Source organism: Acidovorax sp. SUPP2539 (genome assembly GCF_030158975.1).
Lineage (GTDB): Bacteria > Pseudomonadota > Gammaproteobacteria > Burkholderiales > Burkholderiaceae_C > Paracidovorax.
In genome coordinates this window covers 274,584-296,573 of sequence record NZ_BQXJ01000007.1, presented here as the reverse complement: position 1 = coordinate 296,573, position 21,990 = coordinate 274,584, and the positions used below count along the sequence as shown (strand labels likewise).

The 21,990-nt window shown below is 69.3% G+C and carries 19 protein-coding genes; 15 read left to right on the top strand and 4 right to left on the bottom strand.

All coding sequences use genetic code 11. The annotated features are described in order from the left end of the window. Positions 1-27 precede the first annotated feature (27 nt). The 6 genes from AVTE2539_RS22570 (at position 28) to AVTE2539_RS22545 (ending at position 7,332) form a co-directional block, all read left to right on the top strand. Positions 28-699, top strand: a complete 672-nt coding sequence (locus AVTE2539_RS22570) for an SDR family oxidoreductase (RefSeq protein WP_284414059.1) — start codon at positions 28-30, stop codon at positions 697-699. Further along, positions 696-1,847, top strand: coding sequence for an acyltransferase family protein (locus AVTE2539_RS22565; protein WP_284414057.1), 1,152 nt, complete (start codon positions 696-698; stop codon positions 1,845-1,847). The genes AVTE2539_RS22570 and AVTE2539_RS22565 overlap by 4 nt, the downstream gene beginning before the upstream one ends. A gap of 99 nt (positions 1,848-1,946) precedes the next feature. Next, positions 1,947-3,077, top strand: coding sequence for an acyl-CoA dehydrogenase family protein (locus AVTE2539_RS22560; RefSeq protein WP_284414054.1), 1,131 nt, complete (start codon positions 1,947-1,949; stop codon positions 3,075-3,077). 324 nt (positions 3,078-3,401) lie between these two features. Next, the gene (locus AVTE2539_RS22555; protein WP_284414052.1) at positions 3,402-4,871 is read left to right on the top strand and encodes a hypothetical protein; all 1,470 of its coding nucleotides are present in this window, start codon (positions 3,402-3,404) and stop codon (positions 4,869-4,871) included. A gap of 60 nt (positions 4,872-4,931) precedes the next feature. After that, a complete protein-coding gene (locus AVTE2539_RS22550; protein WP_284414050.1) occupies positions 4,932-5,567 on the top strand; it encodes a hypothetical protein in 636 nt (211 codons plus the stop codon). Positions 5,568-6,231: 664 nt separating this feature from the next. Beyond that, positions 6,232-7,332: a HipA domain-containing protein gene (locus tag AVTE2539_RS22545; protein WP_284414048.1), complete on the top strand. Its 1,101-nt coding sequence runs from the start codon at positions 6,232-6,234 to the stop codon at positions 7,330-7,332. Between the two features lie 52 nt (positions 7,333-7,384). Here AVTE2539_RS22545 and pepE read toward each other — a convergent pair whose 3' ends face one another. Both pepE and AVTE2539_RS22535 read right to left on the bottom strand, forming a co-directional pair. After that, on the bottom strand, positions 7,385-8,107 hold the full coding sequence (gene pepE, locus AVTE2539_RS22540; protein ID WP_284414047.1) for a dipeptidase PepE: 723 nt from the start codon (positions 8,105-8,107) through the stop codon (positions 7,385-7,387). 133 nt (positions 8,108-8,240) lie between these two features. Then, complete coding sequence (locus AVTE2539_RS22535) at positions 8,241-8,720, bottom strand: DUF421 domain-containing protein (RefSeq protein WP_284414045.1); 480 nt, start codon at positions 8,718-8,720, stop codon at positions 8,241-8,243. Positions 8,721-8,839: 119 nt separating this feature from the next. Here AVTE2539_RS22535 and AVTE2539_RS22530 point away from each other — a divergent pair, with 119 nt between their 5' ends. Genes AVTE2539_RS22530 through AVTE2539_RS22520 form a run of 3 tightly spaced genes read left to right on the top strand, consistent with a single transcriptional unit; the run spans position 8,840 to position 11,896 of the window. Beyond that, positions 8,840-9,547, top strand: coding sequence for a DUF4197 domain-containing protein (locus AVTE2539_RS22530; protein ID WP_284414043.1), 708 nt, complete (start codon positions 8,840-8,842; stop codon positions 9,545-9,547). Next, positions 9,544-10,011, top strand: a complete 468-nt coding sequence (locus tag AVTE2539_RS22525) for a YchJ family protein (RefSeq protein WP_284404678.1) — start codon at positions 9,544-9,546, stop codon at positions 10,009-10,011. The genes AVTE2539_RS22530 and AVTE2539_RS22525 overlap by 4 nt, the downstream gene beginning before the upstream one ends. A 10-nt stretch (positions 10,012-10,021) precedes the next feature. Then, a complete protein-coding gene (locus AVTE2539_RS22520; RefSeq protein WP_284414041.1) occupies positions 10,022-11,896 on the top strand; it encodes an ATP-binding response regulator in 1,875 nt (624 codons plus the stop codon). Between the two features lie 25 nt (positions 11,897-11,921). Here the strand turns inward: AVTE2539_RS22520 and AVTE2539_RS22515 are convergent, their stop codons facing one another. Then, positions 11,922-12,623: a LuxR C-terminal-related transcriptional regulator gene (locus AVTE2539_RS22515; protein WP_284414038.1), complete on the bottom strand. Its 702-nt coding sequence runs from the start codon at positions 12,621-12,623 to the stop codon at positions 11,922-11,924. A 283-nt stretch (positions 12,624-12,906) separates the two neighbouring features. Between AVTE2539_RS22515 and AVTE2539_RS22510 the strand changes: the two genes are divergently transcribed. The 3 genes from AVTE2539_RS22510 (at position 12,907) to AVTE2539_RS22500 (ending at position 16,190) form a co-directional block, all read left to right on the top strand. Beyond that, a complete protein-coding gene (locus AVTE2539_RS22510) occupies positions 12,907-13,983 on the top strand; it encodes a hypothetical protein (RefSeq protein ID WP_284414036.1) in 1,077 nt (358 codons plus the stop codon). A 153-nt stretch (positions 13,984-14,136) separates the two neighbouring features. Then, positions 14,137-14,820 (top strand): HAD family hydrolase, encoded by a 684-nt coding sequence (locus AVTE2539_RS22505; protein ID WP_284414034.1) that lies wholly within the window; start codon positions 14,137-14,139, stop codon positions 14,818-14,820. A gap of 203 nt (positions 14,821-15,023) precedes the next feature. Continuing rightward, positions 15,024-16,190 (top strand): hypothetical protein, encoded by a 1,167-nt coding sequence (locus AVTE2539_RS22500; RefSeq protein ID WP_284414032.1) that lies wholly within the window; start codon positions 15,024-15,026, stop codon positions 16,188-16,190. A 19-nt stretch (positions 16,191-16,209) separates the two neighbouring features. Here the strand turns inward: AVTE2539_RS22500 and AVTE2539_RS22495 are convergent, their stop codons facing one another. Then, the gene (locus tag AVTE2539_RS22495; protein ID WP_284414030.1) at positions 16,210-17,268 is read right to left on the bottom strand and encodes an AraC family transcriptional regulator; all 1,059 of its coding nucleotides are present in this window, start codon (positions 17,266-17,268) and stop codon (positions 16,210-16,212) included. Between the two features lie 141 nt (positions 17,269-17,409). Between AVTE2539_RS22495 and AVTE2539_RS22490 the strand changes: the two genes are divergently transcribed. From AVTE2539_RS22490 to AVTE2539_RS22480, 3 genes are read left to right on the top strand one after another with little or no spacing between them, the layout of a single operon-like run. Further along, entirely contained in the window at positions 17,410-19,149 is a 1,740-nt protein-coding gene (locus tag AVTE2539_RS22490) for an AMP-binding protein (RefSeq protein WP_284414027.1), read from the top strand. Further along, entirely contained in the window at positions 19,146-20,750 is a 1,605-nt protein-coding gene (locus tag AVTE2539_RS22485; protein WP_272565326.1) for a carboxyl transferase domain-containing protein, read from the top strand. The genes AVTE2539_RS22490 and AVTE2539_RS22485 overlap by 4 nt, the downstream gene beginning before the upstream one ends. A gap of 40 nt (positions 20,751-20,790) precedes the next feature. Next, the gene (locus AVTE2539_RS22480) at positions 20,791-21,957 is read left to right on the top strand and encodes a dienelactone hydrolase family protein (protein ID WP_284414025.1); all 1,167 of its coding nucleotides are present in this window, start codon (positions 20,791-20,793) and stop codon (positions 21,955-21,957) included. Positions 21,958-21,990 lie beyond the last annotated feature (33 nt).

Here is a 21,990-nt window from a genome sequence, read left to right as displayed (position 1 = left end):
AGCCGATTGGATACAAGGATTCAGGCAGTGACCCAGACCGTTCTCGTCATCGGCGCATCGCGCGGCATCGGACTCGAATTCGTGCGGCAGTACCGTGAGGCCGGTTGGCGCGTGATCGCCACCGTGCGCGACGACGCCGGCCGCGAGCGCGTGCAGTCCCTGGGGGCCGAGCCGATGCGCGTGGATGTGGCCGACCCGGCCAGCGTCAGCGGCCTGGCCTGGCTTCTGGAAGGCGAAAAGCTCGAAGTGGCGCTCTACGTGGCGGGCGTGATCCGCCGCCCCCCGGCGCTCACCCCACCCACGCGCGAGGATTTCGACGCCGTCATGCGCACCAACGTGCTCGGCGCCATGCAGGCGCTGCCGCAGGTCGCGCCCCATGTGGCGATGGCGGGCGGCACCCTGGCGTTCCTGTCGTCCGCCATGTCGCTGATCGGCAGCGTGCCGGGCAGCGATTCGTGGCTGTACCGCACGAGCAAGGCCGCGCTCAACATGGCGGTGGCCGCGGCGCAGCACGACTATCCGGGGGCCACGCTCATCACGCTCGACCCAGGCTGGGTACAGACCGACATGGGCGGTGAGGGCGCGGCGCTCACGCCCGAGGCGAGCGTGCGCGGCATGCGCGCGGTGCTCGCGGGCGTTACCCCGGCCGACCGGGGCCGGCTGCTGCACCACGACGGCCGCCGGGCCGCGCACTGGTGAGCACCGCAGTGCTGGACGCTCCGCGCGGGGCGGCGGTGATCGCGCCGACCGCGCATGGCGCGAACCATTTCAACCTGCTGCGCCTGGCTGCGGCGATCGCCGTGCTGCTGTCGCATGGCGAGTTCCTCTACCGCCTGAGCATGCCCGTGCCCTTTGCCGGACACAGCCTGGGCTCGCTGGCGGTGTACTGCTTTTTCTTCATCAGCGGTTACCTCGTGTGCCAGAGCTGGGAGCGCGAGCCGGACATCGGCGTGTTCTGGGCCAAGCGCGTGGCGCGGATCTTTCCCGGGCTGGTGGTGGCGACCGCGTTCGCTGTGTTCGTGCTGGGCTGGGCCATGACGCAGCTGCCCACGGCGCAGTACTGGTCCGATGCCCGCACGTGGGTCCATTTCCTCAACAACGCCGTGGGGCTGGCCATCATGCAGGTGCTGCCGGGCGTGTTCGAGAGCAACCCTTTCGCCCGGTCGGTGAACGGCTCGCTGTGGACGATCCGCTACGAGCTGCTGATGTACCTGCTGCTGTCGATGGCGGGCGTGGCGGGGTGGACGCGGCGGCGCTGGGTGTATCCCGTGGCTGCGCTGCTCATGGCGGTGTCCTGGCAGTGGGCGCGGGTGGCCGGCTGGGACGCCTGGGTCGATGCCGGGCCGCGGTGGCTCACGGCGCTCTTCCACCTGTTCCACTGGGCCGAGGTGTCCGGGTTCGGCGTGGCGTTCCTGCTCGGCTGCACCTTCGCGGCCTACCGCGTGCGCAGCGGCCTGTGGCTGCTGGCGGTGGCCGTGCTGGGCGGCGCCTTGGCGTGGTTCACGCCGCAGGCGTGGAGCGTGCAGATCGGCGTGTGGGCCCTGGTGGCGGCCGGCATCTTCTGGGCCGCGCACGTGGGCGGTGGCCGCTCAGGCGGCTGGCTGCGCGAGGACCTGTCCTATGGCGTCTACATCTACGCCTTCCCGATCCAGCAGGCTGTGACGGAAATCAGCCTCAGGCGCGGCTGGAGCCTGGCGGTGTGCATCGCGGTGTCGCTCGCGCTGACGCTGGCCATGGCGGCGTTCTCGTGGTTCTGCATCGAAAAGCCCGGAGTGCGCTATGGGCGGCGCGTGGTGGAGCATTGGTCGCGCCGCCGCGGCCTGCGCATGCACGGCACGCCGGTGTAGCAGGCGCTGGCCGGCACCGCGAGGCGGATGCGCCGGGTTCGGCAAACGAATTTTCAGGGCTTCTTCAGAGCCATTTCTTTCGACGACGGAGACAAAAACATGCTGTTGAACCAAGACCAGGAAATGATCCGCGACGCCGTGCGCGACTTCGCCCAGCGCGAGCTGTGGCCGCACGCCGCCCGATGGGACCGCGAACACCACTTCCCCCGCGAGGCCCACCAGGGCCTGGCCGCGCTGGGCGCCTACGGCATCTGCGTGCCCGAGGAAGACGGCGGCGCGGGGCTCGACTACCTGACGCTCGCCCTGGTGCTGGAGGAGATCGCGGCCGGCGACGGCGGCACCAGCACGGCCATCAGCGTGACCAATTGCCCGGTGAACGCCATCCTCATGCGCTACGGCAACGCCGCGCAGAAGAAGGCCTGGCTCGCGCCGCTGGCGCAGGGCCGGATGCTGGGCGCCTTCTGCCTGACCGAGCCGCACGTGGGCTCGGACGCCTCCGCCCTGCGCACGACGGCGGTGAAGGACAGCGACGGCTACGTCATCAACGGCGTCAAGCAGTTCATCACCAGCGGCAAGAACGGCCACGTGGCCATCGTCATCGCGGTCACCGACAAGGGCGCGGGCAAGAAGGGCATGAGCGCCTTCCTGGTGCCCACCGACTCGCCGGGCTACACCGTCGCGCGGCTGGAGGACAAGCTCGGCCAGCACAGCAGCGACACGGCACAGATCCAGTTCGACCAATGCCGCGTGCCGGCCGAGAACCTGATCGGTGCGGAGGGCGAGGGCTACAAGATCGCGCTCGGCGCGCTGGAGGGCGGGCGCATCGGCATCGCCGCGCAGAGCGTGGGCATGGCACGCAGCGCCTTCGAGGCCGCGCTGGCGTATTCGAAGGAGCGCGAGAGCTTCGGCACGCCCATCTTCAACCACCAGGCGGTGGGATTTCGGCTGGCCGATTGCGCCACGCAGATCGAGGCGGCGCGCCAGCTCATCTGGCACGCGGCGGCGCTGCGCGATGCCGGCCGGCCGTGCTTGAAAGAGGCCGCCATGGCCAAGCTCTTCGCCAGCGAAATGGCCGAGCACGTCTGCAGCGCGGCGATCCAGACGCTGGGCGGCTACGGCGTGGTGAACGACTTCCCCGTGGAGCGCATCTACCGTGACGTGCGCGTGTGCCAGATCTACGAAGGCACGAGCGACGTGCAGAAGATCATCATCCAGCGCGCGCTGGCCTGAGGCCCGGATGGGCGGGGCAGGACGGTCCGGGTTCCGCGACCGGTGCATTCGCCTGCCGGGCTGACACTTCGCGAGATTGCACGGGTGCAAGGCTCCCAGCAGACACACTGACTGGTGCCGGCGCGTATGGGCGGCAGAAAGAACGTCATGCTGCCGGATCCCTCTTCTCGCATCGCTCGGAGTTCCGCACCCCTTGCAAGGCGTGGCTTCGATGAGGTTGCGCCGTCTCCTCCCGCAAAAACGCCGTCCGCTTCGCTGGAAGGCCCGGAGGGACTTCGCGGAGCGCCGAAACGCCCCCCGTCCTCCTCCGAACAGTTATCCCCCTTGCGCAGCCGCTTGCCGCCCGTGGCGCTCCGGCCGTCGAATGTCCCGCAAAGCGAGATCCAGCCTGCCGACACGGCTCCTGCGCCGCGGGAGTCCCTGACACTGGGCGAATTGTTCCAGAGGCACAAGCCGCGTCCGAAACTGGGCGCTTTGCTGGATCAGGCGCGCCGGCAGGACCGGGCCGAGCAGACCGAGAAAGCCGAGCAGGCCCGGCAAAGCCAACGTGCCGAACTGGCGCAATGGGTGCACTCGGCGCTGCCCGATGGGGGCGCGGCGATGAAGCGGCTGAAGGACCGTGCATCTCGAAAGCACCCGGGAACGATGGCCGAGAGATGGCATGCGATTCGCACCGGAAGCCCCAAACGGATGGAGGGCGAGCGCAAGAAGGCGTTCGAAGCGCTGGTGCGTGCTGACCTGCTGGCGTTGGCCACCCAAGGCGGGAGCACTGCGGTGCAGGCCGCCGACAAGATGCATGAGGCTTTGGCGGAAGGGATTGTCGGGCAGGGCATCCTGGAGAAAGACCGGGCCTTGTTGAACGAGGTGCTGGACGGCCTGTCCATGGCGCCTCTTTACCGAGAGTTCAACCTGAAGATAACGGATGCCACGTTACCCGCGTTCACCGATGCCCAGGTGCTGGAGCCGCTCAAGAAGATCGGCGAAGGCAAGATGAGCACCACCTACGGAATCAAGCTCATGGGCCCGGAGGGTGTACCCATCACCGCTGCTTTCAAGCCGCTGGAATTGAAGGACACGAGCTTCGTTGCCCTGCGCTCAGGCATCCCGAAGGAGAACCCGCAGACCGCCATGCGCAACCTGGCCACCGTTGCCTACGCGAAAAAGCTCGGCTTCGACGTGATCACCGACACCCGCATGGCGCTGATCAGCAACGGGGGAGATCCCTTCAAACCGCTTCTCGGCATGGTCATGGACTTGGCCCCGGGTGACGAGGCGGACTACACCAAGGCCAGCGTTCTGAGGCGGGGTGATGTGACTGCGGGCGTGGTCAAGCTCCAGTTGCTGGACCACTTGACCGGACAGGGCGATCGCCACGGCAGCAACTACTTCATCCACATCGATGCGAACGACCAGGCCAAGGTCACGGGAATCGACAACGATCAGTGCTTCGGCAAGAACCTGACGAAGCCGCAGGACATCCAGAAAATCGATGGCAATTCCCAGCGCTGGGCATTCAATGGCACGGCGCTGCCCCCCGTGGTGGATACGGACATGGAGCGCGCCATCAAGGCGCTCACGGAAGGCGATATCCGGGAGATGCTGGAAGACAAGCTGGATGGGGAAGAAATCCAGGCCGCCGTCCAGCGCCACCAAGGCCTCAAGGAGTACATCGCTCAGTTGAAGGTTGACGGGCTCGTCATCAATCCCGATGGCTGGTGGGATAAGGCGGTGCAGGAGCTCCTGACTCCAGTGAACAGCTACCTGGGGCGTGAGCTGCCATGGGCCAAAGAGTAGTGTGACTTCTACCCCTCCCCACGAGACCACCGCCGCAACGATCATGAAGGAAGATGTTTGATGAATGCTCCCGCAAGAGAACCGGCCGTCGGTACCGCTTTGCCCGGCACGGCCCCGGCGTTGTTTGTCAGCGAGGAGCTGCCATTTCCTCCCGTGCCGGCAGCGCTGGCGGGTGCATTGCAGGCCCAGGGGCGGGCATGGTTTGCCACCCGCCCCGTGGGCTCCTCGCCCTACGATTTCCATTACTTCCTGAATGAAGTCGAAACACAGCCCGATGTGGCGGATTACGCCGTGGTGGGCTTCGACGGCCACGGCACCAACAGTTGGGCGGTGCACTTCTACCTCGTCCAAAAGGGCATCGCACTCTTCATCAAGCTCCCCTGGGGCGGGGCGTATCTGGAGCCCGAGCCCGCCCGCGCGCAGATCACGGAAATGTTCGACTGGGCCGCTGCCTTGCTATCGCAACTGAAACGTGCCGAATCGGCTGGCAAGATACCGCCGGGCATGCGGCTGCATGTGGCGGCGAGCCGTTTTGATCACGCGGGTTGGCGCTGGGTGGCCGCAGGGCAGAACGCGGCCGAGACGCCGTGGAACCCGGCCGGCGGCATGAGAGCGGCCGTGCTTCAGGAGCTGGAGGGCGTGATCGCTGGCCGCGCGTTGGTGGATGGCGCGAATCCGCAAGGGCAGAGGGCTTAGTCCCTCAGCGTCGCCTTCTTCGGCGGCAGGTCTGGCGCTTCGCCACCCGCCGGCCTTCAGCGCCTGCTCACCCGCACACTGCCTGGTGCCATCCTGTGATTTGGGGTGGCAGAGAGAGTCGCCTTGCCAGAAAGCCCGTTCCGTATCACCCGGGGTTCCAGCCCCGGTGCGCCGCGCGTCGACCTCGACGCCGTGCCCTCCACACCCGCTTCGCCTCCCCGCGGTGCGCTGCAGGGGCCTGCCGGGTTGGTGAGCGGCGCGCCTGCGCGGCCCTCGGGGCTGGCCGGGCAGCTTTCGCCTTGGCGCACTGCGTTGCCCAAGGCCCCGGCTGAAAAACCGCCTGCAGCCGCTGACCCGCCCGGCGCGGCGTCGCCTTCCCTGACGCCTTTTGTCACGGCGCCGTCCTCGCCCGCCCTCCATTCGAGGCATTCCAGCAGCGAGATCCAGCCAGAGCCAGCCACCCGCCCCGTGCCCCGTTCCACATTGGGTGCGCTGTTCGAGCAGGCACGCCTGCAAGAGAAACCCGAACGCAACCAGCTCTTGCATTCGGCCTTGCCCCATGGCGGCGGAGCGATGAAGCGGCTGAAGGAGCGAGCGGGCCGAAAAAACCCGACCACGATGGCCGAAAAATGGCGCGCGCGCCTGAACGGATCGCCAAAAACCCATGGAGGGCCAGCGCAGAGCGGCGTTCGTGGCCCTGGTGCGTGGCGATGCGATGGCGGTGGCCAGGGTCGGTCAGCTCGATGCCCGCGTTGCGGTGGACAGGATGCGCATGGCGGTCGAGGATGGCTCTTTGGGCCAGAACGCGTTGAAGGAAGACCGTGAATTGCTGCTGGAAGTCCTGGGCCAATTGGCAGACCCGGCCGATCATCTCTACCGGCAGCTGAATCTGAAGATCACGCCCGACACCCAGCTGGCCTACACGAACACCAAGGTGCTGGAAAAGCCCACGCCTCTCACGTCGGGCAGCTTCGCTTCCGTCTTCGCGCTCAAGGTCGAGAACGCCGATGGCGTTGCGCAAGACAGTGTTTTCAAGCCGCTGAAGGCAACGGAAGAGGGCTGGGTGGGCAAGTGGTCCGGCATCCCCATGGACGATCCGCAAGTGGCAATCCGCAACATCGCGACCCTGTCCTGCGCGAAGAAGCTCGGCCTCGATGTGATCGCGGACACCCGGTTGGCACTGATTGACACCGGACGGGGCCCATTGGACCCCGATCTCGGCCTGCTCATGGAGCGCGCACCCGGCAAGCAGGCGCGCAACGCCGATGCCGACTGGTTCAAAAATCCGGCGGTCTTCGCGGAGGTCACCAAGCTGCAGTTGCTGGACCACCTGACGGGCCAGGTCGATCGCCATGACAACAACTACTTCATCGACGTCGGACCGAACGGGGACGTCAAGGTCACGGGCATCGACAACGATCAGTGCTTCGGCAAGGACCTGCTCAGTCCGTCCGATATCCGGCCGCTCCGTCGGCTGCCGTTCCACGGCACGGCGCTGCCCCCCGTGATCGATACCGCGATGGCGGCCATGATCGATGCTCTGGAGGACGATGAACTGCACGCCATGCTGGACAACCAACTGAGCGACGACGAGGTCGATGCCACGGTTTCTCGCCTGCAGGGCCTCAGGCTTCACGTCGATCAGCTGAGAAGTCAGGGCCTGGTCATCGAGCCCGCCCAATGGGCTGATCCGGCGATGCAGGCGCGCTTCACTGCGCAAAACAGCTACATCGGCCGCGAGCGCACCACGCACCAGGTCTTCTAACCCTCCACCTGGCGCACCGGTTTGGCGCCCGATGCTAAACGCCGCCCCTGGTTCAGAGGTCGGCGGGCAACGGCCCCGCATTCAGCAGCCGGGGCGTGGCCGCGCCATGGAACAGCCGCGCGGGCACGTCCCCCAGCAGCGTGCGCGCATCGCCCAGCACCCGCACGCCCGTGCCTTCGGGCAGGCCCAGGACCGGGGTGCCGGGGTTGAGCGCGCAGAACTCCTGCAGCCGCTCCTGCCGCGTCTCGCCGCGGTGGCCGGGTGGTTGGGCCTCGGTGTAGTGCGCGTTGATCTGCCACTGCACCAGGCCCATCGCGTCCAGCCCGCCGGGATCGGTGATGGGCATGTCGTTGGTGGTGCGGATGGTGGGGCAGGCGATGTTGGAGCCCGCGCTCCACCCCAGGTACGACGCATCGCCGGCGCGCACCCGGGCGGCGATCGCGGGCAGCAGGCCCTGGCGGCGCAGGTGGCCGAGCAGCGCGAAGGTGTTGCCGCCGCCCACCACGATGCGGCGCGCACCCTGCACGGCGGCCAGCGGATCGGCCGCGTGGTGCACCGACCGCACGTTCAGGCCCAGCGGCCGCAGGGCCTGCGCCACCAGCGCCTCGTAGTCGTCCCAGCCGCGCGTGACGCCGGCGAACGGAATGAAGAGTGCCTCGCCGGCGTCCGAGCCGCCGGGGCCGGAGGGCAGCGCGGCCCAGTCGCGGACCCAGTCCAGCGCATGGGTGAGATAGCCTGCGTCGCTGCTGGAGTTGCTCAGGAGCAGAAGATTCATGAGGGTGTTCCGGTGGGGTCCAGGGTGTGTGGGGTGGTGGGAGACGAGGGAGCCAGCCATGACCTGGGCAGGACAATGCTATTGAATTTATAGCTACACGCCCTAGAGGATATTGTGCTGGAGGCCTATTTTGTCATGATCCCGTGCCCCGCTGGCGCAGCACCACGGTGATCTGGCCGTTGGTCTCGATGGTGGCCCGCTCCACCTCGTGCAGGTGCAGGCTGCCCCCGGCGCGCAGCGCGGCGGCGAGGTCCTCGGTGGAGATCAGTTCCTTGCGCATGAGTGCGGTGTTCACCTGGCCGCCCTGCACCAGCACCCCCGGCTTGCCGTCCACCAGGTGCGCCAGCCGCGGGAAGTGGAAGGTCAGCTGGGCCAGCAGCACATGGCAGGCGATGAGGGTCAGGGCCGAGATGAGCCCGCCCACCAGGGAGTTGTCGCCCGCGTTCATCGAGTTCTGCACCGCGTTCGACAGGACCAGCAGCAGCACCAGGTCGAACGGCGCGGTCTGCCCGGTCTGGCGCTTGCCGGTCAGGCGCAGGAAGACCAGCAGGAAGAGGTACACGATCACCCCGCGAACGATGAATTCCCACCACGGCACGCTCATTGCCAACATGGCCATTCTCCAGTTGCGCCCGACATGGGCGGGGTGCAGTGTGCCATCTGCAAGAATGCGCCCCTTGGGCCCGAGCCGGGCCGCTTTCTTGCTTTCCGTTTTTGCATCAAAGGACCGCCATGCAGCGTCGCACCTTCCACCACCGCGCAGGCGCCGGGGCCCTGGCCCTGGGGCTGCTGGCCGCCCGCGGCCAAGCGCTGGCGTTGTCGCTGGGCGACCTGTCCGGCGCCGATGCCGCCAGCGGCGTGAAAGCCGCGCTGGCGCAGGGCGCGCAGGCCGCCGTGTCCCTGCTCGGGCGGCCCGACGGCTTTCTGGGCAACCCGCAGGTGCGCATCGCGCTGCCGGGGCGCCTGGAAAAAGCCGCGGAGCTGATGCGCCGCTTCGGCCAGGGCCGGCGCATCGACGAACTGGTGACCTCCATGAACCGCGCGGCCGAGCAGGCCGTGCCCATGGGCCGCGACCTGCTGGTGGGCGCGGTGCAGACGATGACCGTGACCGATGCCAAGGGCATCCTGGCCGGTGGCGAAACCTCGGTGACCGAGTTCTTCGCGCGCAGGACCCGGGCGCCACTGGGCGAGCGCTTCCTGCCCGTGGTGAACCGCGCCATCGAGCAGGTGGGGCTCATGCAGCAGTACAACGCCTTCGCCAGCAAGGCTGCGGGGTTCGGCCTGATCCGGCAGGAAGATGCCAACCTGTCGCAGTACGTCACGGGCAAGACCCTGGACGGCCTGTACCTCATGATCGGCGAGGAGGAAAAGAAGATCCGCCAGGACCCGGTCGGCTCGGGCAGCGCCATCCTGCGCAAGGTGTTCGGGGTGTTGAGATGACGCAATCCCAGCCGGTGAGCCTGGCCACCCCACGACCGCCCGCCCCGCCCGAGGGCCTGGCCGCGTGCCCCTGCGGCCGTTCCTCCGGCCCCTCGCCGCAGCACCGACCCTTGCCCTACGCCAAGTGCTGCGGCCGCTACATCGACCACTTCGACACCACCCCCGCACCCGATGCGGAAAGCCTCATGCGCTCGCGCTACACCGCCTTCGTGCGCGAGCAGGCGCCCTACCTGCTGGCCACCTGGGAGGCCGCGCACCGGCCCGCGCAGGTGGCGTTCGATCCGGGCGTGCGTTGGCTGGGCCTGCAAGTGCGTGCGCACCGCCGCCTCGATGGCGAGCGCGCCGAGGTCGAGTTCGTCGCCCGCCAGCGCATGCCCGGCGGCCGTGCCCACCGCCTGCATGAACTGAGCCGCTTCGTGCGGCAGGAGGGGCGCTGGTTCTACGTGGACGGCGACCTCCGCTAGGCGCTGCCGCATGCCCGATCGCTCCGGCGGCGCGGTGACGCCCGCTTCCGCATCCGTGCCCGCATTCCCCGACGTGCTGGGCCCGCTGGCATCCCGGGCCGGCGGGATCGAGGGGGCCGACGGGCAGGCGCTGGACCTGGCCGTGCGCCGCCGGCTGCTGCAGTCGCTGGCCTCGCGCGGCTCCTCGGAGATCGCCGCGGTGGTCATCCCCGGCGTGCTGGTGGGGTTCTACAGCCGCTTTGCGCCGCCCGGTCCGTTGATCGCCTGGTGGGTGCTCTTCGGGGTCGTGGCCCTGGGGCTGCTGCGCCTGCGCCGCGGCCTGCAGCGCGACGCCGCGCTGCCCGATGCGGTGGCCGTGCCCAAATGGGAGCGCATCTTCCAGTGGCTGTCCCTGGGGACGGGGCTGATGTGGACGCTGCCCGTCTTTCTCACGATGTCCGCGGCCCCGCTCGAATTCCGGCTCTTCCTGTACATGGTGCTGTGCGCGGTCATCGCGTCGGCCACGACGTTCCTCGCCCCGGTGCCGGTCATCTTCTGGCGCTATTTCTCGGCCAGCTACCTGCCGCCCACGCTGGCGATCTACTGGTACTTCCCGCAGCGCTGGCACTACCTGCTGCCGCTGATGCTGCTGTACGGCGCCGTGCTGTGCCGCCATGCCTGGGGATCGCGCCGCTTCGTGGTGCAGCAGGTGGAGATGGAGCGCCAGCGCGCGCAACTGGCCGAGCAGTACCGCGCCGCCAAGGAGGCCGCCGAACGCGCGCTGGAGGAGAAGAACCGGTTCATCGCCACCGCCAGCCACGACCTGCGCCAGCCGCTGCACGCCATGGGCCTGCTGCTGGAAACGGCCCTGCAGCGCAACGGCGACGTTCGCCTGAACGCCGTGCTGCAGGACGTCCAGAGCTGCGTGCGGTCGCTGAACTTCATGTTCAACGCGCTCCTGGATTTGTCGCGCATCGAGGCGGGCACCTTCACGGTGCGCGAGGAGACCGTGTCCCTGCGCGCCCTGTTCGACGACGTTGCCACCGTGTTCGCGCCGGACGCCGAGCTGCGCGGCCTGCACCTGCGCCTGCGCCTGCCGCGCCAGCGCGAGGCGGCGGTGCGCGGCGACCCGGCGCTGCTGCGCCAGATGGTGTTCAACCTGGCGCAGAACGCGCTGCGCTATACGGCCTCGGGCGGGGTGCTGCTGGGGGCGCGGGGGCGGGGCGGCCGCTGGCGCATCGAGGTGTGGGACACCGGTGCGGGCGTGGCCCCCAAGGACCGCCACCGCATCTATGCGCCGTTCTACCGCAGCGATCAGGCCCAGGTGCAGCAGGCCGAAGGGCACGGCCTGGGGCTGTCGGTGGTGGCCCGCTCGGCGGGGCTGATCGGCGCCGGGCACGGGTTCGAATCCACGCCGGGCCGGGGCTCGTGCTTCTGGCTGGAGTTGCCGGCCGCGCAGCCCGACGGTCCGCTGCCGGCCGAGCCTTTGCTGCAGCCGGCGGCGCCCTGGGCCGAACGCATGGCCTCGCTGCAGGGGCGTTGCCTGCTGGTGGAGGACGACCCGCAGATCGCCACGTCGCTGTCCCAACTGCTGCAGTCGTGGGGGTTGCAGGTTCAATGGGCGGCCACCGGGGCGCAGGCCATGGCCCGGGTGGACGGCGGCTTCGTGCCCGATGCCGTGCTGTGCGACCACCGGCTGGGCGCGGGCGAGAGCGGCCTGGCCGTGCTGCAGGCGCTGCTGGCGCGCTGCGGCCATGCGCACGGCGCGATGGTGAGCGGCGAGCACGACGCCCCGGCGCTGGTGCAGGCCGAGGATGACGGCTACCTCGTGTTCCGCAAGCCGCTGGCGCCGCAGGCGCTGCACGCGGTGCTGTCGCGCTGGCTGGCGCGCACGGACCCGGTGTGACCGGGCGGGCGGCTCGGTCGGGGGCTCAGCGCGGATAGTGCGCTGGCGGCACTTCCAGCCGCACGCCGCGCAGCTTGGCGATGGCTTCGACCCGGTTGCGCGCCTGCAGCTTGTGCAGGATGGCCGTCACATGCTCCTTGATGGTGTGCTCGGACACGTTCAGCGCGGCGGCGATGGGCTTGTTGGGCAGGCCCTGCAGCAGCAGGGCGAGGATCTCGCCCTGGCGCGGGGTCAGCCCCAGGTCGGACGGAGCCAGCGGCACCTCGCGCGCCAGCGGCGTGTCGGCCACGGCCGGGGGGCTGTCCGGCGCGGCGTCGAACCAGGTGCCGCCGTCCAGCACCGCGCTTACCGCGGCGGCGAACGCCTCGGGCGCCTCCTGTTTGTGAACGAAGCCATGGGCGCCGCTGGCCCGCACCTTGAGCACGATGGCCGGATGGCTGTCGCCGCTCACCATGAGCACGCGGGTGGACGGCGCGAGCGCCAGCACGTCGCGCACGAACAGGTCGGTGGCCCCGTCGGCCAGCCAGAAATCCACCAGCGCGATGGCGGGGGCGCCGCGTTGGGCGATGGTGCGCAGGGCCTCGGGCGGGCTGCCCGCGCTCACCGCATCGTCCAGTTTCTTGTGTAACCGCAGGAACGCGGCCATGCCGTGCGCGACGAGAGGGTGGTCGTCCACGACCAGCCCGTAGTGGTCGCCGCCAGGGCGCAGGGATTCAGAAAAGCTCAAGGAAACTTCCGTGCCGGTGCAGGCTGCCCGCCCTCGGAACCGGTGCACCGCGTAACAAATACCCCCCGAAAGGGGGGAGGGCATGGGGTGCAATGTACTGAAAATCACCCGCTCCTTGTACCGAACCGGGCGGATATCGTCCGCGTTCGTTGCTTTGATGCCAGTCACCCCGACGCAGGGGCGTGCCGGCGCCTTTGTGGCCGGACCACGCGCGTCCGCTGCGATCGTGGGTGTTCTCCCTTCCGGGAGGGCACCTGTTCAACCCCTTTTCAGGAAACAAAACATGAACACTGCGGACCTGACCCGCCGAACGGCTGCGGCCTTGATCGTCTCCCTGCTGGCCGCCTGCGGCGGAAGCGACGGCAGTGGCGATCCCACGGCGCCGACCGCCCCGGGAACGCCCGCACCCGCCCCCTCGCCCGAGCCGACCACGCCCACCCCGGCGCCGTCGCCGTCGCCCGCTCCGGCCCCCGCCAGTGTGACCGGCCAATACCGCCAGGAAAGCGCGGCCACGTCGATGGATGCCGCCCTGGCGGCCATGAATGCCCAGGGCGCCCAGGGCTACGCGTTCGTGTCCACCTTCGTGGCCGATGCCGGTGGCAGTGCGCAGGCATCGGGCGACTTCTACCTGCAGGACACGGCCCATGCCGGCTCGCGCCTGCAGTACGCGGCCATCGCGCAGCCCGCCACGGCGGACGCGCTGCTGGCGCTGCTCAACCAGCAGGGCGCGGGCGGCTTCGCGTACAAGGCGCCTTTGTCGTTCGGCTCGGCATCGGGCATCCGCGGTCTCTTCGTGAAGGACACCTCCAAGTCCCTGACTTACACCTATGAACGGCAGCCCATGTCGTCCGCGCTGTCGCGCGACGGCTTCGTGGCCCAGCTGAACGCGCAGGGCGCGCGCGGCTTTCGCCTGGTGGGGCCGATGGTGGCAGGCGGTGAATCCTTCAACCTGTACCTGAAGGATTCGTCGGCCAATACCTATGCCTACGTGGGCCTGGACGGCTTGCCGTCGTCCCCAGCCACCTACGGCGATGCATTGCGGCAGCGGCTGGACGAGCAGGGCGGGCAAGGCCGCCTGTGGATCGGCGACTTCTTGCTGCAGGCGGGCGCGAGCGCGAGCATCTTCGAAAAGAGCGCGGCCCAGAGCGGTGCCATCCGCTACAGCGTGGAGCCGTCGAGCGGTGCGCAGAGCCTGGCGCAACTGCAGTCCCAGTTCAATGCGCGGGCGGCCCAGGGCCTGTTCTATTACAGCGACGTGGGCGTCACCGATGTCGGCACCAGCCAGAGTGCGCGGTTCTCGGTCTCGGTCGGCGGCGCGGTCGCGATGCGCAACCCCTTGGCGGGCATCACCTACCCGTAAAGGCCGGCAGCGTCCGGGCCGCCGCAGGCATGCGGTAGATTCCGGGGCTGGTTTCCAGCGGCGCCGGCTTCGGCGCCGCCGGATGCATCGCACGCAGTGCCTGTGCTGCCTGTCCCTCGCGCCGATCCTGCGCGCTCCCGCCCCGACCCTGCCATGCCCCCATCCGTCTTGCCCTCTTCCTACGACGCCGTGCTGTTCGACTGCGACGGCGTGCTCGTGGACAGCGAACCCATCACCCACCGCGTGCTGCGCGACCGGCTCGAAGCCTCGGGCTGGTCGCTCACGCCCGAGGAATGCCTGGCCATCTTCCTGGGCAAGGCCGTGCGCAGCGAGGCGGCGCGCATCGAGGCCGAAACCGGCCAGCCGCTGACCGACGCCTGGATGGCCGACTTCTACGCGCGCCGCAATGCCGCGCTGCAGGCCGAGCTGGGCCCCATCCCCGGCGCCCCCGATGCCGTGCGGGCCGTGCATGCGCGGCTCGGTGGGCGCATCGCCTGCGCGTCGGGCGCCGACCGCTTCAAAGTGGAGCTGCAACTGGCCAAGGTGGGCCTGACGCCGTTCTTCCAGGGCCGCGTCTTCAGCGGCCACGAAATGCCCCGCACCAAGCCCGCGCCCGATGTGTACCTGGCCGCGGCCGCCGCGCTGGGCGTGGCCCCGGCCCGCTGCCTGGTGGTGGAGGACTCGGTCACGGGCGTGCAGGCCGGCGTGGCGGCGGGCGCCACGGTGGTCGGCTACAGCCCGGCGCCCTTGGGACATGGGTCGGCCCAGGCGCTGCGCGCCGCCGGGGCGGTGCACGTGATGCTCCACATGGCCGAATTGCCCGAACTGCTGGGTTGACGGAGAGGCGGCGGCACGGTGGCCACGGGCTGCCGGTGCCGTCGGGGCGGGTGACCGGGGCGGCCATGCCGACGCGCCTTCGCAGCACGGGGCATGGGTTCGCTCCGCCGCGGCAGGTCCGGGGCTTTTGCTCCCACGATCCGAAGCGGTGGGATGGGACGTGGTGCGCGGCACCGCTTGCTGCCCTCCCTCAGGAGCCGCCCATGTCGATTCAATTTCCCAAGAACCCTTTCTCCCGTTTCAACAGCGCCTCCGAACGCGGGGCCAACGCCGTTCCGGAGTACCGGGAGCCTGCACGGCAGGGCCGCTCCAAGCCCGGCGTGGGCGCGGGGCCCATGCCGCAGCGCAGGGCGGCGGGCCACCCGGCCGACAGCGCCACTGCCACCGACCGACGGGGGCCTGCTCCGCAGAAGTTCGCGGGACACGCCAGCGCCCATGCCCGGCGGCCGGGCGCGCCACCGATCGTTCCAGTGAAGCCGACGGTCGCGCAGGTGCTGTCCAGCATCCCGCTGCACGAAGTCGACCGCATGACCCCGATGCAGGTCAAGCAGTTCACGAAGCTCCTGGGCGGGCGCACTCTGGGCGTGGACCCCGCGCTGCTGGCCCGGAACTGGAAGCTGCTGCGCAGCCAGTTCAAAGGGCCTGAGCTGCAGCAGTTGCTGTTGAAGAAGACCGCCGACGTGATGAAGTTCCTGACGGCGCCGGCGCTGCCCAAATCGCCTGCGGCCCAGGTGCTGGCCGTGTTCCAGTTGCATGAGATCGACCGCATGGACCCGCCGAGGCTGAAGGATCTCGTGGCGATCCTGGGCGGGCATGCCCAGGGCAAGGGCCCCGAGGTCCGTGTCGAGAACTGGCAGCGGCTGCGCGAGAACTTCACCGAGCCGGAACTGAAGCAGTTGCTATTGAACGACACCGCCGGTGTGGTGGATTTTCTGACGGCTTTGCCGCCTCCGCCGAAAGCGGAGGCCGGAGGTGCCAAGGCGGATGCCGGCCCCAAGCCAGACAACGGTCCCCGGCCGAATGCGGGCGCCGGGCGGCAGGAGGCGCCGAAGCCCTCCGCCAAGGTGCAGCAAGCGCCGGCGGCGGTACCCGCTGCCCCAGGAGCCAAGCCCATCGCCCTCGCCGGGATGAAGCGGGAGGCGGCGTTCCAGGCGCTGAAGGACCGCGGCATGTCGCACGTGCAACTGCAGCAGATGCGGCAGGATTTTCTCGATCAGGTCAACCACGGCAGCGGCGCGTCGGGCGATGCATTGAGCGCCAAGTACCGGGCGTTCATCACCGACGACCTGTCGCAATCGGGCACCTTGCGCAGCTATGCCAAGCTGTTTGTGCGCCCCATTGCGGACGAGGTTGCCGCCGGCAAGGCATAGGTCGCAGGCCCTGGCCGGATCAACCCCCGCCTGTGAGCCGGGCGGCGCGGCGGAACGCGGCGGGGGACTGCCCCGTCCAGCCCCGAAACGCGCGGATGAAGCTCTTTTCGTTGAGGAAACCCGCGGCCTGCGCCACCTGCTTGATCGGCCGGTCGGTGCGGTGCAGCCATTCGATGGCGCGGTGCTGGCGCACCTCGTCTTTCAGCGCCTGCAGCGACGCGCCTTCTTCCTTGAGCTGGCGGTGCAGCGTGCGCGGCGACAGGTGCAGCCGCTCGGCCAGCGCGTCCGCGCCCTGCAGCGTGCCGGTGTCTGCCGCCAGCGCCTGCCGCACGCGCTGCACCAGCAGGCGGTCGCGCCGGTACTGGCGCACGGTCAGGGGCAGCGCGCGCTGCAGCATGGTGCGCAGCGCGTTCTCGTCGCGCTGCAGCGGCATTGCCAGATAGCGCGCATCGAAGCGCAGCGCGGCATGCGACGCGCGGAAGGCGATGGGGCCGGCGAACAGCAGCGGATAGGCCGCCTGGTGCGGCGGCGGCGCGAAGGGAAAATCCGCGCCCTGCAGCGGCAGGCGCGAATCGATGAGCCAGCAGGCCAGCCCCAGCGCGTTGCGCAGCATCGAGACCAGGCAGAACTCGCGCAGCGTGCCCAGTTCGCGGTGTTCGGTGATCGCCAGCGTGGCGGTGGCGCCGTCGCTGGTCAGGTGCAGGGCGATGTCGTCGGTCAGCAGGCCGTGGTGGCGGCACCAGCGCTGCAGGGCCAGGCCCAGGTGCGGCGCGCTGATCGAGGCCCGCGCCAGCATGCCGTAGCTGCCCCAGGGCAGGCGCCGGCCGAACCAGCCCAGGGCCTCGTCGTCCAGTTCGCGCATGGCGCCGTCGGAGAGCTGCTCCATCTGCAGCGCCGTGATGCGCCCGTGCGGATGCGCGATGTCCGATGGCGTGATTTGTGCCTGCCGCAGCACGGCCGAGGCGTCCATGCCGCGCTGGGTGTAGGCCTGCACGATGGCCCGCACGAAGGCCATGGGCGTGGCGGCAGTGGGCGCGTGGGGGGCGGGGCGTGGCAGGGCGGTGGCGGCTTCGGGCATGGGGGGAGTTTGCCTTGCGTGGCGCATATTGCAACCTTTGTGACCCCATCTGTCATGCGGTCCGGGCCCGGGCGAGCGTATGCTGCGGCCCATCGCCGTTCCCGGCCGGGCCGGGGGCGTGCCACACGAGGAGACATTGCCATGGACCCAGTGAGCCCCACCGCCCCGTTGACTTCCGCCTTTGCACGCGGCAGCACGGCGGTGCCCCTGATCGAGCAGACGATCGGCGCCTTCTTCAGCGACATGGCGCAGCGCCAGCCGGACCGCGAGGCGCTGGTGAGCGTGCACCAGGGCCTGCGCTACACCTATGGCCAGCTGCACACCGAGGTGCGCCGCCTGGCCAGCGCGCTGCTGGGGCTGGACCTGAACCCGGGCGACCGGGTGGGCATCTGGTCGCACAACAACGCCGAATGGGTGCTCATGCAGCTGGCCACCGCGCAAGTGGGCCTGGTGCTGGTCAACATCAACCCCGCCTACCGCACGTCGGAGGTGGAATACGCGCTCAACAAGGTCGGTTGCAAGGCGCTGGTGACCATGGCGCGCTTCAAGACCAGCGACTACCTGGGCATGCTGCGCGAACTGGCGCCGCAGTGGGCCGCCGGCACGCCTGGCGCACTGCAGTCCGACCGGCTGCCGCAGCTGCGCACGGTGGTGTGGATCGACGGCGCGCCGGGGGACGCGGCGGGCGGCGACGACTCGCCCGGCCTGCTGCGGTTTTCCGAGCTGATGGCGCGCGGCGACGCGCAGGATGCGCGCATCGATGCCGTGGCCACCACGCTGGACGCCAACGACCCCATCAACATCCAGTTCACGAGCGGCACCACGGGCTTTCCGAAGGGCGCCACGCTCACGCACCGCAACATCCTGAACAACGGGTTCTTCATCGGCGAGTGCATGCGGCTCACCCCTGAGGACCGGCTGTGCATTCCCGTGCCGCTGTACCACTGCTTCGGCATGGTGCTGGGCAACCTGGCCTGTCTCACGCACGGAGCGGCCATCGTGTACCCGAGCGACGGCTTCGATCCGCTCAAGGTGCTGGAGACGGTGCAGGCCGAGCGCTGCACCGGCCTGCACGGCGTGCCCACGATGTTCATCGCCGAGCTGGACCACCCGCGCTTCGCCGAGTTCGACCTGTCCACGCTGCGCACCGGCATCATGGCCGGATCGCCGTGCCCCATCGAGGTGATGAAGCGCGTGGTGAGCGACATGCACCTGTCGGAGATCACCATCGCCTACGGCATGACCGAAACCAGCCCGGTCAGCTGCCAGAGCAGCACCGAGACGCCGCTGGACAAGCGCGTGTCCACCGTGGGCCAGGTGCAGCCGCACCTGGAGATCCAGATCATCGACCCCGAATCCGGCGCCGTGGTGCCCGTGGGCGAGCGCGGCGAGCTGTGCACGCGCGGCTACTCGGTCATGCACGGCTACTGGGACGACCCGGCCAAGACCCGCGAGGCCATCGACGACGCCGGCTGGATGCACACCGGCGACCTGGCCACCATGGACGCCGAGGGCTATGTGAACATCGTCGGCCGCATCAAGGACATGGTGATCCGCGGCGGCGAGAACGTGTATCCGCGCGAGATCGAGGAGTTTCTCTACCGCCACCCGCAGGTGCAGGACGTGCAGGTGGTGGGTGTGCCCGATGCCCGGTACGGCGAAGAGCTGTGCGCCTGGATCATTCCCAAGCCCGGCACGGCCGCGCCCAACGAGGACGACATCCGCGCGTTCTGCAAGGGGCAGATCGCGCACTACAAGGTGCCGCGCTACATCCGATTCGTCGCCGAGTTCCCGATGACGGTGACCGGCAAGATCCAGAAATTCAAGATCCGCGACGCCATGAAAGAACAGCTCGGCCTGCAGGAAAGCACCACCGCATGATCCTCGAATCCCAACTCAATGCCCGCTCGGCCGATTTCCTGGCCAATGCCGCCGCCATGCGCGCCCTGGTCGATGACCTGCGCGCCCGCACTGCCCAGGTGGCCCAGGGCGGCGGCGAAGCCGCCCGCGCCAAGCACACGGCCCGCGGCAAGCTGCTGCCGCGCGAACGCGTGCAGATGCTGTTGGACCCCGGCACGCCGTTCCTCGAACTGGCACCCCTGGCCGCGCTCAACATGTACAACAACGACGCGCCCGGCGCCGGGCTGATCGCCGGCATCGGCCGCGTGAGCGGCGTGGACTGCATGGTGGTGTGCAACGACGCCACGGTGAAGGGCGGCACCTACTACCCCATGACGGTGAAGAAGCACCTGCGCGCGCAGGAGGTGGCCGCGCAGAACCACCTGCCGTGCATCTACCTGGTGGACTCCGGCGGCGCCAACCTGCCCAACCAGGACGAGGTGTTTCCCGACCGCGACCACTTCGGCCGCATCTTCTACAACCAGGCGCACATGAGCGCGCAGGGCATCGCGCAGATCGCCGTGGTGATGGGCTCGTGCACCGCCGGGGGCGCCTACGTGCCGGCCATGAGCGACGAATCCATCATCGTCAAGAACCAGGGCACCATCTTCCTGGGCGGCCCGCCGCTGGTGAAGGCGGCCACGGGCGAGGTCGTGACGGCCGAGGACCTGGGCGGCGGCGATGTGCACACGCGCCTGTCCGGCGTGGCCGACCACTTGGCGCAAAACGACCTGCACGCGCTGCAGCTGGCCCGCAACGCGGTGCGCAATTTGAATAGAAACAAGGCCCATGCCGGGGAATTGCATGCCTCTGTTGCTCCTAAATTCATAGCGGATGAGCTGTACGGCGTGATTCCGGTGGACACGCGCAAGCCCTTCGACGTGCGCGAGATCATCGCCCGCATCGTCGACGGCAGCGAGTTCGACGAGTTCAAGGCGCGCTACGGCACCACGCTGGTCACGGGCTTCGCGCGCATCGAGGGCATGCCCGTGGGCATCATCGCCAACAACGGCATCCTGTTCAGCGAGTCCGCGCTGAAGGGCGCGCACTTCATCGAGCTGTGCTGCCAGCGCAAGATCCCGCTGGTGTTCCTGCAGAACATCACCGGCTTCATGGTGGGCCGCAAGTACGAGAACGAGGGCATCGCGCGCAACGGCGCCAAGATGGTCACCGCCGTGGCCACCGCCGCCGTGCCCAAATTCACCATCGTCATCGGCGGCAGTTTTGGCGCGGGCAACTACGGCATGTGCGGGCGGGCGTATTCGCCGCGCTTCCTGTGGATGTGGCCCAACGCGCGCATCTCCGTCATGGGCGGCGACCAGGCCGCGAGCGTGTTGGCCACCGTCAAGCGCGACGGCATCGAGGGCAAGGGCGGCCAGTGGAGCGCCGAGGAGGAAGAGGCCTTCAAGGCCCCCATCCGCCAGCAGTACGAGAGCCAGGGCCACCCCTACTACGCCACCGCGCGCCTGTGGGACGACGGCGTGATCGACCCGGCCGACACGCGCCGCGTGCTGGCGCTGGGCCTTTCGGCCACGCGCAATGCGCCCATCGAAGACACGAAGTTCGGCCTGTTCCGCATGTGACCTCGACCATCCCCCGAAAACTTTCGCCGCAGGTCCTGCCATGACCCTTCGCCGACATGCCCTGGCCTGGCTGCTGCGCTGCGTGCTGCTGCTGGGCGCCTTGCCCGCCCTGGCGCAACTGGCGCCGTCCACACCGCCCACGCTGGATGCCACGCTGCGCGAGCAGATCGTGATGGTGCCCAAGGGCGAAGGGCTGCTGGCCACCGAGCTGGAAACCACCGTGTACCGCCCGGCGGGCACGGGGCCGTTTCCCGTCGTCGTGATCAACCACGGCAAGGCCAACGGCAACCCGCGCCTGCAGGAGCGGGCGCGCTACCTGGCGGCCGCCCGCGTGTTCGTGGAGCGCGGCTACCTCGTGGTGATCCCGATGCGCCAGGGCTTCTCGCGGTCCACAGGCGCCTACCTGGGCAGCGGCTGCAACGTGGAAGGCAATGGCCGCAACCAGGCCGAGGACGTGCAGGCCGCGCTGGCCTACGTGCGCCGCCTGCCGGACGCGGACAGCCAGCGCATCGTGGTCGTCGGCCAGTCGCACGGCGGCCTGACCACCCTGGCGCTGGGCACGCTGAACCCGCCCGGCGTGCGCGGGCTCATCAATTTCGCCGGCGGGCTGCGGCAGGAGCAATGCCCCGGCTGGGAAAACAACCTGGCCAGCGCCTTCGGTGCCTACGGCCAGGGCACGCGCCTGCCGTCGCTGTGGTTCTACGGCGACAACGATTCGTACTGGCCCACCTCGCTGTACCGCGACATGTACGCGCGCTACGTGGCCGCCGGTGGGCGGGCGCAGCTGGTGGCGTATGGCCGGTTCGGAACCGATTCGCACCGGCTGTTCGCCTCGCAAAGCGGCGTGCCGATCTGGCTGCCGGAGGTGGAGCGCTTCCTGGCCGGCCTGGGCCTGCCGTCCCGGCCGGTGACGCACATTCCGATGATGCCGCACGACAGCGCCGTGCCCCGGGCCACCGACGCCTACCCCGTCGCCGATGCGTCGGCCATCCCCTACGTGCGCGACGCGGCGCGCGAGGGCTACCGCAAGTTTCTTGCGGCGCCGTGGCCGCGGGCCTACGCCATCGCGCCCAGCGGCGCCTGGGCCTATTACTACGGCCGGGCCGATGCCATGGCCGCGGCCGTGGCCCGCTGCAACGAAAACGCCAAGGCGGCGGCCTGCCACCTGTATGCCGTGGACGACCACGTCGTGTGGGAGGCGCCATGAGGCCCCGGCATTCTCCCGCCGCACGCATCCGGC